The organism is Bacillus sp. FSL K6-1003, from assembly GCF_037964945.1.
In the GTDB taxonomy this organism is placed as follows: domain Bacteria; phylum Bacillota; class Bacilli; order Bacillales; family Bacillaceae; genus Bacillus; species Bacillus mojavensis.
Map to the genome: position 1 here is coordinate 2,008,986 of NZ_CP150176.1, position 15,601 is coordinate 2,024,586.

General features: G+C 40.8%; 13 protein-coding genes and 1 riboswitch. Of the genes, 3 read left to right on the forward strand and 10 right to left on the reverse strand.

The window, feature by feature from the left end:
- Positions 1-44 precede the first annotated feature (44 nt).
- From NSU16_RS09960 to NSU16_RS09990, 7 genes are all read right to left on the reverse strand, one after another.
- Positions 45-1,034 (reverse strand): ABC transporter permease, encoded by a 990-nt coding sequence (locus NSU16_RS09960; RefSeq protein ID WP_339192608.1) that lies wholly within the window; start codon positions 1,032-1,034, stop codon positions 45-47.
- Complete coding sequence (locus NSU16_RS09965; protein WP_339192610.1) at positions 1,028-1,774, reverse strand: ABC transporter permease; 747 nt, start codon at positions 1,772-1,774, stop codon at positions 1,028-1,030. Before NSU16_RS09965 ends, NSU16_RS09960 begins: the two co-directional genes overlap by 7 nt.
- A 10-nt stretch (positions 1,775-1,784) precedes the next feature.
- Positions 1,785-2,723, reverse strand: coding sequence for an ABC transporter ATP-binding protein (locus NSU16_RS09970; protein WP_326202593.1), 939 nt, complete (start codon positions 2,721-2,723; stop codon positions 1,785-1,787).
- A gap of 12 nt (positions 2,724-2,735) precedes the next feature.
- Positions 2,736-3,287 carry a MarR family transcriptional regulator gene (locus NSU16_RS09975; RefSeq protein ID WP_010334482.1) on the reverse strand — a complete coding sequence of 184 codons (552 nt, stop codon included), beginning with the start codon at positions 3,285-3,287 and terminating at the stop codon, positions 2,736-2,738.
- A 448-nt stretch (positions 3,288-3,735) separates the two neighbouring features.
- Positions 3,736-4,980: an MFS transporter gene (locus tag NSU16_RS09980; RefSeq protein ID WP_326202596.1), complete on the reverse strand. Its 1,245-nt coding sequence runs from the start codon at positions 4,978-4,980 to the stop codon at positions 3,736-3,738.
- 93 nt (positions 4,981-5,073) lie between these two features.
- Positions 5,074-6,552: an FGGY family carbohydrate kinase gene (locus NSU16_RS09985; RefSeq protein ID WP_339192613.1), complete on the reverse strand. Its 1,479-nt coding sequence runs from the start codon at positions 6,550-6,552 to the stop codon at positions 5,074-5,076.
- Positions 6,553-6,570: 18 nt separating this feature from the next.
- Entirely contained in the window at positions 6,571-7,593 is a 1,023-nt protein-coding gene (locus NSU16_RS09990) for a 2-hydroxyacid dehydrogenase (protein WP_238933050.1), read from the reverse strand.
- Between the two features lie 97 nt (positions 7,594-7,690).
- A riboswitch (SAM riboswitch) is annotated at positions 7,691-7,782 on the reverse strand.
- 148 nt (positions 7,783-7,930) lie between these two features.
- Here NSU16_RS09990 and NSU16_RS09995 point away from each other — a divergent pair.
- Both NSU16_RS09995 and NSU16_RS10000 read left to right on the forward strand, forming a co-directional pair.
- Entirely contained in the window at positions 7,931-9,973 is a 2,043-nt protein-coding gene (locus tag NSU16_RS09995) for a molybdopterin oxidoreductase family protein (RefSeq protein ID WP_339190681.1), read from the forward strand.
- A gap of 110 nt (positions 9,974-10,083) precedes the next feature.
- Positions 10,084-10,380, forward strand: a complete 297-nt coding sequence (locus NSU16_RS10000; protein ID WP_339176779.1) for a hypothetical protein — start codon at positions 10,084-10,086, stop codon at positions 10,378-10,380.
- 330 nt (positions 10,381-10,710) lie between these two features.
- Here NSU16_RS10000 and NSU16_RS10005 read toward each other — a convergent pair whose 3' ends face one another.
- Entirely contained in the window at positions 10,711-11,409 is a 699-nt protein-coding gene (locus tag NSU16_RS10005) for an expansin EXLX1 family cellulose-binding protein (protein ID WP_229147329.1), read from the reverse strand.
- A 251-nt stretch (positions 11,410-11,660) separates the two neighbouring features.
- Complete coding sequence (locus tag NSU16_RS10010; RefSeq protein WP_339192673.1) at positions 11,661-12,338, reverse strand: YoaK family protein; 678 nt, start codon at positions 12,336-12,338, stop codon at positions 11,661-11,663.
- A 169-nt stretch (positions 12,339-12,507) separates the two neighbouring features.
- Between NSU16_RS10010 and NSU16_RS10015 the strand changes: the two genes are divergently transcribed.
- Entirely contained in the window at positions 12,508-13,545 is a 1,038-nt protein-coding gene (locus NSU16_RS10015; RefSeq protein WP_339190683.1) for a pectate lyase, read from the forward strand.
- 286 nt (positions 13,546-13,831) lie between these two features.
- On the opposite strand, the gene NSU16_RS10020 is transcribed toward NSU16_RS10015, so the two are convergent.
- The gene (locus NSU16_RS10020) at positions 13,832-14,605 is read right to left on the reverse strand and encodes an acetoin reductase (RefSeq protein ID WP_268472544.1); all 774 of its coding nucleotides are present in this window, start codon (positions 14,603-14,605) and stop codon (positions 13,832-13,834) included.
- Positions 14,606-15,601: the final 996 nt, after the last annotated feature.

The window sequence follows — 15,601 nt, forward strand, 5'->3', positions numbered from 1 at the left end:
ATATAAAAAAGATTCGTAGCGCTCTATACATCTAGTGACATCCATTAATAAATCCCTTTTTTTGTCCTGCTACTTGAAATAAAGCCTCCAAAGACATAAAATAATGCCGACCAAAGAAAGAGATAAAAAAGCTGAAATTTGAATTCCCGCACTGTCTGCCCCATTTCTATTCCATGGATTAAGGTCATGAATGCTTTTTGCGGCAAAATGGTACAGAGTACATCTAAGACGGGGAGATTAGGCGTAAAAGAAATAAAGCAGCCTGACAATACAGACGTAACCACACTGATTCCGCTCGTCACCAAGCTTAAGTTTCGATCCATAACTGAAGACATAAAAATAGCGAATGACGCTGCAAGCACTACGAGAACAGCCAGCAGTTCAGCAAAAATGTCCAAGCGAAAGCCAATATCCACATGAATTAATAATGTTGTCATCACAATGGCCAGATAGGTTGGTATGTATAGACATAAAAATGTAAAGGTAAACTGAACAATCAGATATTTGTTCTCGTTTACAGGTGACACTAAAATCCGCCTGAAGGTTTTAAGCATCCGATCTTCAGGATACAAGGCAGTGAGCGCGACACCTTGCATAAAAACAAGCATCACGATAAATCCTAAAATATTTGTGCCTGTCCCCCTTTCAATCCTTATTTTATCCTCTCCTTTATAGCTGATCGGCATTTTCCCAGTCTCAAAAAGCTCCCGAATCATTTTTTCATCAGCTTTACTTTTCAAAGTGGTTACCTTATAGTCTTGATGATTTTTTTCTACAACTGCTGCATATTTTCCTAACACAAGATCAGAGAACCTCGGGTTTTGATGGATCATAACCACTCGAAAGGCAGGATCTTTGGGGAGATTATTCATCTCATCCTGCTCCGTAACAAATGCAATGGTTTCTTTTAAGACCGGTTTACCGGAAAAAAGAATGGCTGCCCCAACCATCAGCGGAATGATGATCACTGCAATGATAATAATGGCTTTCTTGGCCAGTATTCGTTCCCACCTATTTCGGAATAGATTCAGCATACATATCCCTCAGGCTTAAAAACAACATGGGAAACGGCAATACAAACGACTGAAGCCAAGAGAAGAATGGATACCACAGGCAGCAAAATACTGAAATCATGATCATAAATGAGGCGAAATGAGCATTCCGCTACCCATTTAACCGGAGAAAATACGGAAATTTCATTTACGGTATCTCCAAATCTATGAATCCCGAAAAAAACGCCTCCTAAAAAAACAAAAAAAGTAACTGGAATTTGCATGATGCTATTCGCCCGTTCTTCATTTTTGAAAATGCAGCAAAACATGGTGCCGAAACAGCAGCCAAAGAACAAAAAGACATGCAGTAAAAGCAAGATATACGGAAGATCTTCACCGCCAAAGTTCAATTTAAAAATCGTTTGAGCCATCCATACATTCATGGTGTACAAAATCACACTGAATATGTAAGTTGATAGTAATTTTGAAAGATAAATACTTGTCTTTGAAACGGGTGCGTATACAAGGCGGATGTTTCCTCTCTTCACCTTTTCTTCCATAAATGTGTTGGACGCGGTCATCGCGATCAGAGCCGCTGAGAAAATCATCATATTCACCCCGTAATAATCGTAGGAACTGATACGGCCTGTCCCAAAGCTATTTTTTGTGACAAAGCCCATGATCAGAATAAGAATGAAAGGAAAAATCGTATTGGCTAAAATGAGAACCGGATTCCTTAAAATATTCCTAAAATCAAATGACATTACTTTCACTAAATTCATGATGCCTCTCCTAATCTCTTAAATTTCTTCCCGTCAGCTCTAAAAATACCGTTTCTAAGGATGCCTCTTGACTGCTCATATGCAGAATGCTACATCCTTGAACACTTAATTCTGCTATGATTTCACCTAGGGGATCTTGGTTCTTTCGGACTGTAACTTTCAATTCATTCTCTATAAAGAGCACTTTTATAACCCCTTCGATATCCTTTAGAATGTTTTTGTTTAATTTATCTGCATTCGCCAGCTGAAAAGAATAGGTCATTTCTTTATTTACTTTTTTGTATAATTCCTCTTTCGTCCCGTTAGCAATGATTTTTCCTTCATTCATAATCATAATCCGATCAGCAATAGCCTCCGCCTCTTCCATATAATGTGTTGAGTAAATGATGCTTGCTCCTTTTTCTTTCAGCACTTTAATAGACTCCAGAATGTGGTTTCTGGATTGAGGATCTATTCCAACAGTCGGTTCATCCATAATAATCAGTTTCGGCTGATGGGCAATAGCACAGGCAATGTTTAATCTTCTTTTCATCCCACCTGAAAAAGTCTTAGGCTTATCATCTTTACGATCATATAGCTGTACGAGCTCCAAAGCCTCCTTAACCCGGGCTTTCAGACCTTCTCCTTTAAGAGAGTATAGACTGGCAAAAAAGCGAACATTTTTCTCAGCGGATATATCCTCATAGATGGCGATATCCTGAGGGACAATTCCAATGCCCATCTTCATTTTTTTTGCGCCGTTTTTTACATTATGGCCCAATATCGTAACATTTCCGGAAGTGGCCGACAGTACTCCGGATATAATATGAATCGTTGTGCTTTTTCCTGCTCCGTTTGGGCCAAGAAGCCCAAGAACTTCACCCTCCTTTACTTCAAATGAAATGCCTTCTACCGCAGCTTTGTTCGTGTACTGCTTTGTCAAATTTTCAATTGATGCCACGCTGTTCATACGTATCTCCTTTTACATTCTCCGTTTTGCGAATTCCTGAAGAACTTTTATTTTCAGATCATCACGTTCTTGTTCAATTTCAAAGTCACGAGCGTCTTCTTCGAAACCATCCTGCTCTTCTCCGTCAAAACTGTATAGCTTTTTCAATAAATTCCACAGTGTCTCTAATTCTTCCGTCGAAAATCCTTGAAAAATATCTGCCATAAAGTACACAGCTTTTTCACCGCATTCCTCTAAAACGCGTTTTCCAGAATCGGTAATTTTCACATTAACCGCACGCTTGTCACGTTTACTTGGCACAGTAACGGCATATCCTCTTTTTTCAATACTGCTGACCAGCCTGTTTATGTTCTGTTTCGACGTACCTAATTTTTTGGCAATGTTGTTGAAAGTGGTTTCTTCTTCCGGTAAATGCAGTATGGAGACCATTGTCATAAATTGCCTAGTCGTTAAGCTTTCATAGTACTCATCACCTCGTGATTGAATTTTGTTTAAAACAGAAAAAAGTGTAGCGTAAGACTGCTGCATTAAAAATAAATCTTTTAGTTCCTTAGAAAAATCCATTATAACCCTCCTAAAAAAGACAATTTGTTGTCTTTATCATCATAGCACTTTTTGTCACTTTGTCAACATATTGTCTATTTTATTGCAAATCATACGACAATATCATATTGATCAATATGAAAAAGGTATATCATGGTTCGGTAACGTAAATTTGATAAGGAAAAAGCATTGGAATTCCCTTTTTTGAAGATCTAATTGAAGAGAAATACAGAAAACCATTAAATGCCCGACATTATTACAATGTTGAACGCGCGACTTACAAAAATACATTTGAAGAAAAAAGACATACAATCAGGAGAGTTAAGAAGCGATATAAACGCAGAAGCGATCCCTTCTTTTATTAGGTGGACTGGTGATGATGAAACTCCTTTTCAGACCAAGCATTCCGGAGCACTGTGTAACTGAAACCATTGCTGAAAAAAGCGCCCTATTCCAGGGGCGCTTTTCATCAGGATGCATATTGAGGGGAAGTCTCTTTCTGTCCTTCTTTTTCTTCAGGTATCTTAATACGTTTCGTCATGACTGCACTCGCAAGATAAAGCACCGCAAAAATCCAGACAACGCCTTGTGCACCGACGAGTCCGATGAACATCCAAGCTAAAGCAGGTCCGACAAATGCCGATAAGCCGGCTGCCAGGTTCAAAACGGACATGGCGGCTCCTTTGTCTTTTCCGGCAACTGTCGGCACAATCGCACCAATCGGCACGTAGCCTGCTAGCAAACCGCCCCATACAAAGCCGATGATACTCACAACCGCTATATTCCCGCCTGAAAAAACAGGCGCATAGTATAATAAAACGGTGAAAATGCCGCAGCCGACACCGCCAAACCAAATGACGGTGTTTTTCCATCCGAATTTATCACCGACAATTCCAAAAATGAGGTTAAATACAATATTGCCCAGAAAAATCGTTCCCCAAATCTGCAGCCACACATGAGTTGAAATGCCATGCTGAGCCATGTGCATCGGCAAAAACACAGGAAAACCATATGTGCCGATGCTGTTGATGATTCTAATCACTCCTCCTGTCAGCACCCGCGGATTGGTAACGAGAATGGTAACGCCTTTTAAAAGCTCCTCAGCCGTTTCTGATCTTTTTCTTTTCTTCTTTTCAAATCGGTCTTTATTAACAAACAACGCGAAGACTGCGCCGAGGCATACCCAGAAAATAGAACTCCACAGCGTATTTAAATAACCAAACGTTTTAATGGCATAACTTGAATACCAAGCACCGAAAACAAACATGCCCAGACAATATGCAATCCAGAACCAGCCGACAGCTGTACTGAGCCTGTTCTGCGGTGTTCTGTAGATGACCCATGTCAAGAAGGAATAAGCAAATAGCGGGTATCCTAAGCCTTTAATAAAGTAAGTCACATACATGACAGGCAGATTTAGCTGTTCAAATCCGAAGACGATAAAAGCAGCTGTACCGATCACATAAAACAACAACCCCATAAACATCGTTCGCTTTGCCCCAAATGCTTCCAGACATACACCTGAAAACCATGAAGCAATGGCCAGTGAAATGCCGTATATACTGAAAATCAAAGCAGATTGCTGAACGGTGAGCCCATTTTCAATCAGAAAAGGACTGAGCCATCCTTGTTCAAGGCCGTCTCCCATCATAAACAGCACAACCCCTAAAAACCCCCAGGCCAGCCGCTTTGGTATACCAATTTGATCTAACATATCTGTATCCTCCTTAGATGCTTATCTCAATTACCGTATTACCTCGATAAAGTAAGAACATGTATAATTCCTCAAACGGCGGCAAATTCCGCCTTATGCTAATACCTTGTTTCCCGATGACGGCTCTAATCCTGAAAAGAAGCGCTGGACCTGCTTCCACTCCTCGTATAAAGCCATTTCTATCCGGCAATCCTGTGGCTCTATCACCCGAACACTTCCAGACATTTCTTCGGTCAAACGAAAGGCCTCATTGCAAACCACCGCAGCACCAACGACTGATGCCTGACTGTATCCTTCTTTGACATAGATTTTTTTCTGAAGAAGATTGGCGATATATTGTGTAAATGCTCTGCTTTGGAAACTGCCTCCGCATCCCCACACATAGTCACGATTAAACGGAGTGATCTCTGTTAAAATGTCAAAGTTCCATTTGATTGAACATGCAATCTCCTGTAATGCCGCACGTACAAAATGCGCTCTGCTTAAATGGGCTGAAAGCGGTACATCAAAGAGAAAGCCGCCTTTCGCTAGATTGTTTTTTTCTGCCGATAAATATGAACCGAGGGACGACACACAGGAATGATCTTCCTTAGCTATTGCAGTAATTTCTTGTTCCATCACATCGTACGGTTCATTCGGATAGAAAATATCCTTTAATTTTTGAAAATTCAGACCTGTTATCCCGGGATTCGTCTCTGCAAGCCACTGTCCTTGATCTGTGTGGCAGTTCAGCCAGGCTTTATGATGTCTGTCCTCATGAGTTTCATCAATCATTTTGGTAATCGGTGTTGTCGTACCTGATACAATGACTGCATCTCCCAGAGCAGCACCAGTGCTTTTGACAGCAAGCTGTGTATCTCCCCCACCCGCTATAACCTTCACATGATGTGACAGTCCCAATTCTGACGCATACTCATCAGTTATCGATCCAATGACTGTTCCCGCTCTTACTAGAGGCGGAAGAATAGATGGCGAGAAACCGAATATATTGCACATCTCTTCTGACCATGTATTTTGTTTTACATCAAACAGAAGCGTTTCCGTCGCCTGTGACGGTTCATATGCCAAAATTCCGCTCAGCTGATACGTCACCCAATCACTGATGCTTGTGAAGCTTGCAGTCTTTTTCCATAAGAAGGGCTGCCGGTGCTTTAAACCATAAAGCTTTAGCGCTGAAAAAAGCGCAGTCGGCAGACGGCCTGTTCGGCTATATACTTCTTCACGATTCGATATATTTCCCTCCCACTCCCTGCCCCGATTGTCAATGTTCGGCAGACCGAGGAAAGACTCACCATTTTGATCGAGCAGCACGATCCCCTGTCTTTGACTTGTTGAAGTGAGACCAATAATTTCAATATGATGAGAACGAGACATCGCACGTTTAGCCAGATTCATGATTTGATTCCACAGCGCCTGTGGAGAAAAATAGCGGCTGTCCGGATAAAGCGGCTCGGCCGTATATACAATGTCCTCCCGTTCAACCGTTTGAACGCTGCCCGACACACTTACGACTGCAACTCTTGCATTGCCAGTGCCAATGTCAAATACGAGATAACCTTTTTGTTTCGTCATCCTGATGCCCTCCTTTTCTTACACCTCTGCTGTAAGATCGTTTTTGTTATATAAAGTCGGAATATTGAGAGTTTTTTCATCCCTCCACTTTTTAAGCGCTTCGTTCAGAATGGTAACGTGATGATCCTCTACTTCAAATGTTGCTCCTGCTAAATGTGGTGTTGCCAGAACATTAGGCAATGAAATAAATTCATAATCCGATTCCTCTGGAGGCTCGTGATAAAAAACGTCTAATATCGCTCCCCTGATTTTACTTTCTTTCAGTACAGATAAAAGATCCTCTCGGTTTACCACGACAGCTCGTGATGTATTCACGAAAATGGCGCTCTCTTTCATCAAGTCAAAATACGAACGATCAATGAGGCCAAGCGTATCATTTGTACGCGGCAGATGAACAGAAACGATATCACTATCTGAAAAAACCTTCTCCAGAGATACTTTTTCATATAGCGGATGATCGTGGTGTACGTATGGATCGTAATACAAAACCTTGCAGTCAAATGCAGTCAACAGTTTTGCGATCCTTTGCCCAACCGCTCCGAATCCCACCATACCCACGGTTTTTCCTGTTATTTCATTACCTTTGAATTTGGCATACGCCTGCAAATAATCGCTGTTCCATTTGCCATCCTTTAGCCATTGATTTGAGGTATTTGTATGACGGAGAAATGATATTACATTTCCGATAAACATTTCAGCAACAGCTTGTGCGTTTCGCCCAGGCGTATAGAAAACCGGAATGTCTCTGTTTGACGCTGCTGTCACATCAACATTGGAAGGCATTCCCCTGCATACTCCCACAAATGAAAGTTCCGGCATTGATGCAAACACGTTTTCTGTCACTTGATCAAGCTCAGTAATCAACCCCGTCGCATTTGACTCTTGTAATAGCTGAATCAATTCTTCTTCTCTATATGCCCGGCCGTTTTCTTTCCAAGACTGATAAACAACGGAACCGAACAATTTTTCAAGCTCTTTTCGTCCTTCTTCGTTATACGGTGCTGTAATCAAAACCGTCATGATGCAAAACATCCTTTTCATCGTTATTTTTCACACAAAAAAATCTCTCTCCAAAGATGGAAAGAGATTCATGTATAGGCGCACTCTGCCACAGACAGAAGCCGGTATAAACCTTACTTTCCTATCTTTCAAGCTGTCGCTTGCTGGAATTGGCACAATAATGTTGCCGAGGTTTCATAGGGCCAGTCCCTCCACCTCTCTTGATAGAAAATGTTTTGTATGTAATTTTCAGAATTAAGAATACGTTTATCATAAAGAAGACCCAGATTGATGTCAATGTCTTTTTTTCAGAATTGACGTTATCATTCGAAATGTTATAATTCTTACAATATATCTAACTAGGGAGAGGAACTGGGCTATGAAATCGTTTGCCACTCAACAAAACGGCATTTTTAAATCCGTTTGCTCACTGGACTGCCCGGACCAGTGCGGATTACTGGTACATAAAAAAGACGGGAAAATTGTAAAAGTGCAGGGTGATCCTGATCATCCCGTGACAGCCGGAAATATATGCAACAAAGTACGAAATATGGCTGAGCGCATCTATGATGAGAAGCGGCTGACGACTCCGCTGAAACGAATAGGTATGAAGGGCGAGGCAGAGTTTAAACCAATTTCTTGGGAAGAAGCGATTGACACCATCACATCTCGCTGGAAACAGCTGATTGATGAAGAAGGAGCTGAAAGCATATTGCCTTACAGCTTTTACGGCAATATGGGAAAATTAACAGCTGAAGGAATGGACCGCCGCTTCTTTTACCGTCTGGGCTCAAGCCAGCTTGAGCGGACGATTTGCAGCAAAGCCGGTTCAGAAGGCTATAAATATACCATGGGTGTGAGTGCTGGAATCGATCCTGAAGAAACGATTCATACAAAACTGTTTATCTTTTGGGGAATTAACGCAGTCAGCACAAACATGCATCAAATTACAATCGCACAAAAGGCACGGAAAAAAGGCGCAAAAATTGTTGTGATTGATGTGCATAAAAATCAGACAGGGCGTCTCGCAGATTGGTTTATTCCTATAAAACCCGGTACCGACAGCGCGCTTGCCCTTGGAATCATGCACATATTATTTAAAGAAAACCTTTACGATGAAGCGTTTCTATCAGAATATACAGTCGGCTATGAAGAATTGCGCGAGCATGTGAAACAGTATCATCCAGAAAAGGTATCGCTGATCACTGGTGTCAGTACCGACGATATCTATCAGCTGGCAAAAATGTATGGTGAAACCTCCCCTTCCTTTATCAGAATCGGAAACGGCCTTCAGCATCACGACAACGGTGGGATGATTGTTAGAACGATTGCCTGTCTTCCGGCGATTACCGGTCAATGGATGCATACAGGAGGCGGCGCCATCAAGCATAACAGCGGAATTTTAGAATATAACACCAACGCGCTTCAGCGTCCTGATTTACTGAAAGGCCGCACACCGAGATCGTTTAATATGAACCAGCTGGGCAGAGTCCTTCTGGAAACAGACCCTCCTGTTCGCTCCCTCTTTATTTATGGGACGAACCCAGCCGTTGTGGCGCCAGAAGCGAACAAAGTCAGACAAGGCCTCCTGCGGGATGACTTGTTCACCGTGGTTCATGATTTGTTTTTGACAGAAACAGCCAAATATGCGGACATTGTACTGCCTGCTACATCTGCTTTTGAAAATACTGATTTTTACACCTCATACTGGCACCATTACATTCAGCTTCAGCAGCCGGTGATTGAGAAATACGGAGAAAGTAAGTCTAATACCGAGGTATTCCGGTTATTGGCTGAGGCAATGGGTTTTACGGATCAGGAGCTGAAAGATTCAGATGAAGACTTAATCCGCCAGGCGCTTCACCATCCAGATAACCCTTATTTGGCAGAGATTCGTTATGAATCACTCACTGAACGTTCGTTTATGAAGGCGAAGCGTGAAAAGCCGCTGTTCCCGGGTAAACTGCCGACACTGAGCGGAAAAATAGAATTATATTCAGAAAAAATGAAACAAGCCGGTTTCCCGCCGTTACCGACACATACGCCGCTTGCGCCGGATCAAGAATTCCCGTTTATGTATGTTCCGGGGCCGAATCATAATTTCTTAAATTCAACGTTTTCCAACAATGCAAAGCACGTCAAACTTGAAAAAACACCGAAACTCTTTATCAACACGATAGATGCCGAAGAACACGGCATCACTGATGGTGAAGCTGTACGGATTTGGAACAGCCGAGGTGAGTGTGAACTAACCGCCGCAGTCGGAGAACAAGTGCTGCCCGGTGTTGTCGTCAGTCAAGGATTATGGGCAGATGAACCAGGCAAAAATCAGCTTGTTAACGCCCTGACCCCAGACCGCTTGTCTGATATGGGCGGAGGCGCCACTTTTTTCTCAGGCCGAGTGCAGATTGAGAAAGCATAGAAACCGTCCAGAGCTTGCTCTGGCGGTTTTTTGTGTACACAATCAAAAAAATGAAACCAATGATATGGATTGACCGTATAACATGACGATTACATAATGGAGGCAGACACATGGACGTTTTTTTAGGAATCGGTATTGCATTGGCTGGATATTTTATCGGAGAAGGATTAAAGCATATTAACAACCCAAAAGCTAACGGAAAAAATGACATCATGCTGATTAAAGAACGAGATATTCACTTTTACATCGGGCATTTTTTAGGCATAACCCAAGCGGAGGCGAAACACTTAGCGAAGGATCTCACAGACCTCCCTCATATTGAAATAAACGGAAAAAGATATGTGCAAAAACATATCTTAAAAGAATGGCTATTAACATTAGGAGAGGAACACCAAGCGAAAGATTAATACGAGTTTTACAGGAGAGCGGTTCTTTCAGGCACCGCTCTTCCCCATTTAGCTGTCTTCCAGCCAGTAATAATTCTCAGCAGTATAGATTGGCCACCACCAAAACTTCGCTCCTCGGGAAAGGATAACCGGTCAAACCACAATTCAAATTCATGCACAACTTGATTGATTCTTCGTATGACTCAATACAGAAAGGGCTTTATTATTGTACAGGTAACAACGATTAGTCCAATAAAACGAACTATGATGTTCAGTTTCCATAAAAATAAAAAGCAGGATCGGCAACCTGCTTTTCATGAATTTATTTTCTGATTTTTCTTATAACCTGTTTTATTCAGGAAACTGCACATGCCCAGGAACTGTGTATGACTTAGATGTTCCGTTTTCAGGAAGCTTTGGAATCGTGTCTTTTACAACTTTTCCGCGAATGTCAGTGATTCTGACTTTAAGAGAGCCCGTTCCTAAATTGGTGCTGAGGAAATGATTATAGTCCGTTTTCTCCATGTTGATCCACTTTCCGTCTTTGTAGTATTCCATTTTCATAACGGGATACTTGTGATTTCTGACTTGAATTGCTGCCCACCACTGGCTGCTGCCTTCTTTAATCCGGTATGTGAAATTGCCAGTGATTGGCGCTTTGACCACACGCCATTTGATTTTAATTTTTCCATCTTTCATAGCACCGATTTTGCTGAATGCATTTGGTGAAAGATCAAGGGCTCCTGGGGCGCCCTCAGGGTATAGATCGGTAACATAGACGACCGTCTTCCCCTTTGGCCCTTCCACTTCAAGATAAGAGCCGGCAAGAGCAGCTTTCACACCGCCGTAATTCAGGTCCTTTGGGTTAATTGCCGTAATCTCCATGTCAGATGGGATTGGGTCAAGAAGGAAAGCCCCTCCTGAATAGCCTGATCCGGTATAGGTTGCATAGCCTTCGTGCAAGTCGTTATAGGCTGCTGAAGCTTGCGGGCAAAAGCAAAGGATCATCAGCATAACTACGCTAATTACAGCACTCATCTTCTTTTTCATAGACATCCTCCTAATCCAAGCTTTAAATGAGAATCATTATCATTGTAATACTCATCAATGTGGATTAAAAGAGGACATAGATTCATAGATTGATTTATGTCTAATTCACTATTGTATATATATCAAAGGGTGCACTTTATATGACAATGCAATCCTTATGTTCTGATGCACATATGAACCAAAATTCTTATTTCATTCATAGTGTATAAGCTCAAAAAATTCCCATCCCCGCTTCCACAAGCGGGAAAATTTTACTTTACTTTTTGCAACTTGATCAGAGCAGTAAGTATAATACCTAACATGAGCACAATCGGAGCCCAAATAATGATGTAATGAAAATGCGGCTCTGCAAAAGCTACAATAATAGCCCCGACACAATATAATATGATGGCCAGCGCCCTTAACACAGCATCTCTTAAGAATGTTTTATTCTGTTTGGAGAAAAACAACCGGCCGGAAAGATCCTCTAAAAGAGAAGCCAATGTTCCGGTTAAAACAGTTGAAGAAATGCCTGCAATCCCCAGTCGTTTAGCTGCTATTGTTTGTATTCCCATGGCAATACTCAAAAGGATAATAAGGATGTACACGGGAACGAAAGCAGAAGATATTGAAAGACAAGCAAAAACAAATAAAATGAATGCCTCAATTGCCAGCGCTTTTGTTACAGGGGATGGCCAAAATGTTTTCTCTGCCTTTCCAACAATGATCGTGGAAACAATTACTCCCACGATAAAACCGATTAGCGCAGTTAAAGAATGAAAAACAGTGACTTGAAGAGATTTTCCGATCGCTAATCCCAATAAAACGATATTTCCCGTCATATTAGCCGTGAAGACGTGTCCTAGGCTTAAATAACCGATCACATCCACGATTCCCGCTGTTAAACAAAGAAGAGAAAGCAAAATGTTTCGATATGCTGCAACAGTCAATGGTATATCAATCCTTTCGTGTGGTTCCATTTGTAACTCTTTTATTTGCATCAAAAAACATATAAAATCCCGGTTTTGATCAGGAATATAGACTCTATTCTTCCTTTTGTCCAACTGTAATAATAATCCATATGCAATTTATTTAAATTTGAAAGGAAGCTGAGTGGCTTTGAAACGATTTTCTTTATTATTTGCCATGTTAAGTTTATTATTGCTTCTCTTGCCTGAAAAAGCTTTAGGCGCCGTCGATTTTCCGAATACTTCGACGAATGGCATCTTAGGGTTTGCCGGAAATGCAAAAAATGAAAAAGGAGTCTCTAAAGCGAGCACAACCGGCGGAAAAAACGGTCAGATCGTCTATATCCAAAATCTAAGTGATTTAAAAACCCATCTGAGCGGGTCAACACCTAAAATTTTAGTGCTTCAAAATGATCTAACCGCTTCTTCAAAAACAATGGTAACCATTGGTTCAAATAAAACACTGGTCGGTTCGTACGCTAAAAAAACGCTGAAAAATATTTATTTAACAACATCATCTTCATCCGGCAACGTCATCTTTCAAAATCTGACCTTTGAACACAGCCCGCAGATTAACGGAAATAACGATATTCAGCTTTATCTAGATTCAGGCTTCAACTATTGGATCGACCATGTGACATTTTCAGGACACAGCTATAGTGCTGGCGGAAGTGACCTGGACAAGCTGTTGTATATCGGTAAATCAGCTGATTATATCACCATCAGCAACTCAAAATTCGCAAATCATAAGTACGGTTTGATTTTAGGATATCCTGATGATTCCCAGCACCAATATGACGGCTATCCGCACATGACCATCGCCAACAACTATTTTGAGAATTTGTATGTAAGAGGCCCTGGGCTGATGAGGTATGGCTACTTTCATGTCAAAAACAATTACAGCAACAATTTTAACCAAGCGATTACCATCGCGACAAAGGCAAAAATATACTCTGAATACAATTATTTTGGAAAAGGCAGCGAAAAAGGAGGAATCCTTGATGACAAGGGCACCGGCTACTTTAAGGATACAGGAAGCTATCCGTCCTTGAACAGGCAATCCTCTCCGTTGACAACGTGGAATCCAGGCTTCAATTACAGCTACCGGGTTCAAACTCCGCAGTACACAAAAGAATTTGTCACAAAATATGCCGGATCACAAAGTACAACACTGGTTTTTGGCTATTGACATAAAGAGGGGCTTGCGTAAAATGTCAAGCCCCTCTTTTATGGCTATGTATTGTGTGTCTTGCTTGTGTCTAAAACTCACACATGCGTCATAATGTTGCTTGTTTCCTGAACAAGTTAAACATGCTCTCACGTACCAAATATTTTTTCACCAAAATGTCCATTCAATTTTCTTACATGAATACATGGACCTCTCAATTGCTTTTCTCATTATACAACAGGAGTCATTATTGATTCATCTCGAACAAAAAGAATCCATCTCCAAAATGGATTCTTTTATAATTCTATCATCTATAAACCAGGCCGCCATCAGTTAAAATAGCTTGACCGGTAATGTAATCTGCATCATCTGAAGCTAGAAATGAGACTAAATTGGCCACATCTTCAGGTGTTTGATATCTTTTGAGAGCAATGTCTGAAGAGAATTTTTCAAATGCTTCTCCTGGTTTGAAATCATCGCTATGTTTAACCATTTCTTCATCAATGCGATCCCACATTTTTGTTTTTGCAACACCAGGACAATATGCGTTTACTGTTATTTTATATGTGGCTAACTCTTTAGCAGCTGAATGAGTAAAAGATTTCACAGCATGCTTCGTCGCGGAATATGTTCCTAGCATTTCAAATGATTCGTGCCCTGCTATACTGCATGCGTTAATGATTTTGCCTTTTGTTTCTTGCTTAATGAATTGGTCGGCAGCTGCTTGAGTGCCAAACACAACGCCATTGACATTAACCTTGAACAATTGATTCAGTTGGTCTTCTGTTATTTCTAAAAATGGAGAAACTGCCTCAATGCCAGCATTGTTTACAAACACATCCAAACGACCAAATGTATCTGCCGCTGCTTTAACTAAATTGAATTGGTCATCACGCTTGGATACATCCCCTTTTATTCCGATAACATGAAAGCCATTTTCTTTGAAGTCTGAAACAGTTGCATGCAGCAGTTCCTCGTTAATGTCATGCAGAACGACACTAAAACCATCCTTGCACAACCTCTCTGCTATCCCTCTCCCTAAACCGCCTGCGGAACCAGTAACTATTGCTACCTTGGTCATAAAAATTCCCCTTTCGAAATGAGGTTTAGTGACGATATATTTATTTTAACAAATCAGTGTTTTTCCACATCGCTAAACTGCTGTTTCAAAAGAAAGCTTGTATTATATAGTTAATTCAAGTTGAAATCACTACAGGATTGATCCATAATACAGATTTATCTATATGACGTGTGTAAACATGACAACACCATTGGGTAACGATATGTACACCGAGCTCTTATCCGTTTTCTTTAGTCATCATGCGCTGTACTACATTGTATTAGTAATACATTAAAGCGGTTCCCAAGAGCTATTATGTCATCGTTATGGTCATACTTCTCAATGTAGTTTCTCTTGCTTAACATACATACCATTGAATTTCGTATGGTGTAATGCCATTTTGGTCTTGATTCCAAAGAATGCGTGATGAAGTCGTTTTTTTAAATGATGAAGAGGAGCTCATCGACCTGGTTCACTTTTTCATCATTCAAATAGAGTTATCCCTATTCAATTCCTTTTTTTATTATCAGATTCTTAATTTTGGTTTTTATTATGTGGTGTAAAAGAGGAGAAAGTCCCCTCTTTTACACTTGTATTTCTCCATAACATAATCTGTCACATAACTCATAGTTACCGCCAGTTTGATACATGCAACGTTGATAACATCGTTGTGGATCATAAGAGATTGTTAGGTGTTGAGGCACATGATAGTTCAGATCGTAAGGCGTATACCAAACTGGATATTGTCTAAACACATCGAACCCTCCATTCGTTCCTCTGGTTTTACTGTATTGTATTTGCCTCACAGCCAAATGCGTTTGTCCATACGAAAGTAGGCTTTCTTTAAAAGAACGCCCCTTTTTGAAAGCAATTAAACACATTGCATTCTAGATAAAAGTCTTCTAATATTGTAATCTCAATCTCTTTCCTAATTATGTTAGAACAGATCAAAAAAGAAATCGTGGTGTTTTTATGCTTGACTCAACTTTTCTCTTGATATTGATGTTTGTACTTTAT

Bases quoted from the DNA above. Each gene is read 5' to 3' on its own strand.
- NSU16_RS09960 (WP_339192608.1), bottom strand. From the start codon at position 1,034: ATGCTGAATCTATTCCGAAATAGGTGGGAACGAATACTGGCCAAGAAA.
- NSU16_RS09965 (WP_339192610.1), bottom strand. From the start codon at position 1,774: ATGAATTTAGTGAAAGTAATGTCATTTGATTTTAGGAATATTTTAAGG.
- NSU16_RS09970 (WP_326202593.1), bottom strand. From the start codon at position 2,723: ATGAACAGCGTGGCATCAATTGAAAATTTGACAAAGCAGTACACGAAC.
- NSU16_RS09975 (WP_010334482.1), bottom strand. From the start codon at position 3,287: ATGGATTTTTCTAAGGAACTAAAAGATTTATTTTTAATGCAGCAGTCT.
- NSU16_RS09980 (WP_326202596.1), bottom strand. From the start codon at position 4,980: ATGTTAGATCAAATTGGTATACCAAAGCGGCTGGCCTGGGGGTTTTTA.
- NSU16_RS09985 (WP_339192613.1), bottom strand. From the start codon at position 6,552: ATGACGAAACAAAAAGGTTATCTCGTATTTGACATTGGCACTGGCAAT.
- NSU16_RS09990 (WP_238933050.1), bottom strand. From the start codon at position 7,593: ATGAAAAGGATGTTTTGCATCATGACGGTTTTGATTACAGCACCGTAT.
- NSU16_RS09995 (WP_339190681.1), top strand. From the start codon at position 7,931: ATGAAATCGTTTGCCACTCAACAAAACGGCATTTTTAAATCCGTTTGC.
- NSU16_RS10000 (WP_339176779.1), top strand. From the start codon at position 10,084: ATGGACGTTTTTTTAGGAATCGGTATTGCATTGGCTGGATATTTTATC.
- NSU16_RS10005 (WP_229147329.1), bottom strand. From the start codon at position 11,409: ATGAAAAAGAAGATGAGTGCTGTAATTAGCGTAGTTATGCTGATGATC.
- NSU16_RS10020 (WP_268472544.1), bottom strand. From the start codon at position 14,605: ATGACCAAGGTAGCAATAGTTACTGGTTCCGCAGGCGGTTTAGGGAGA.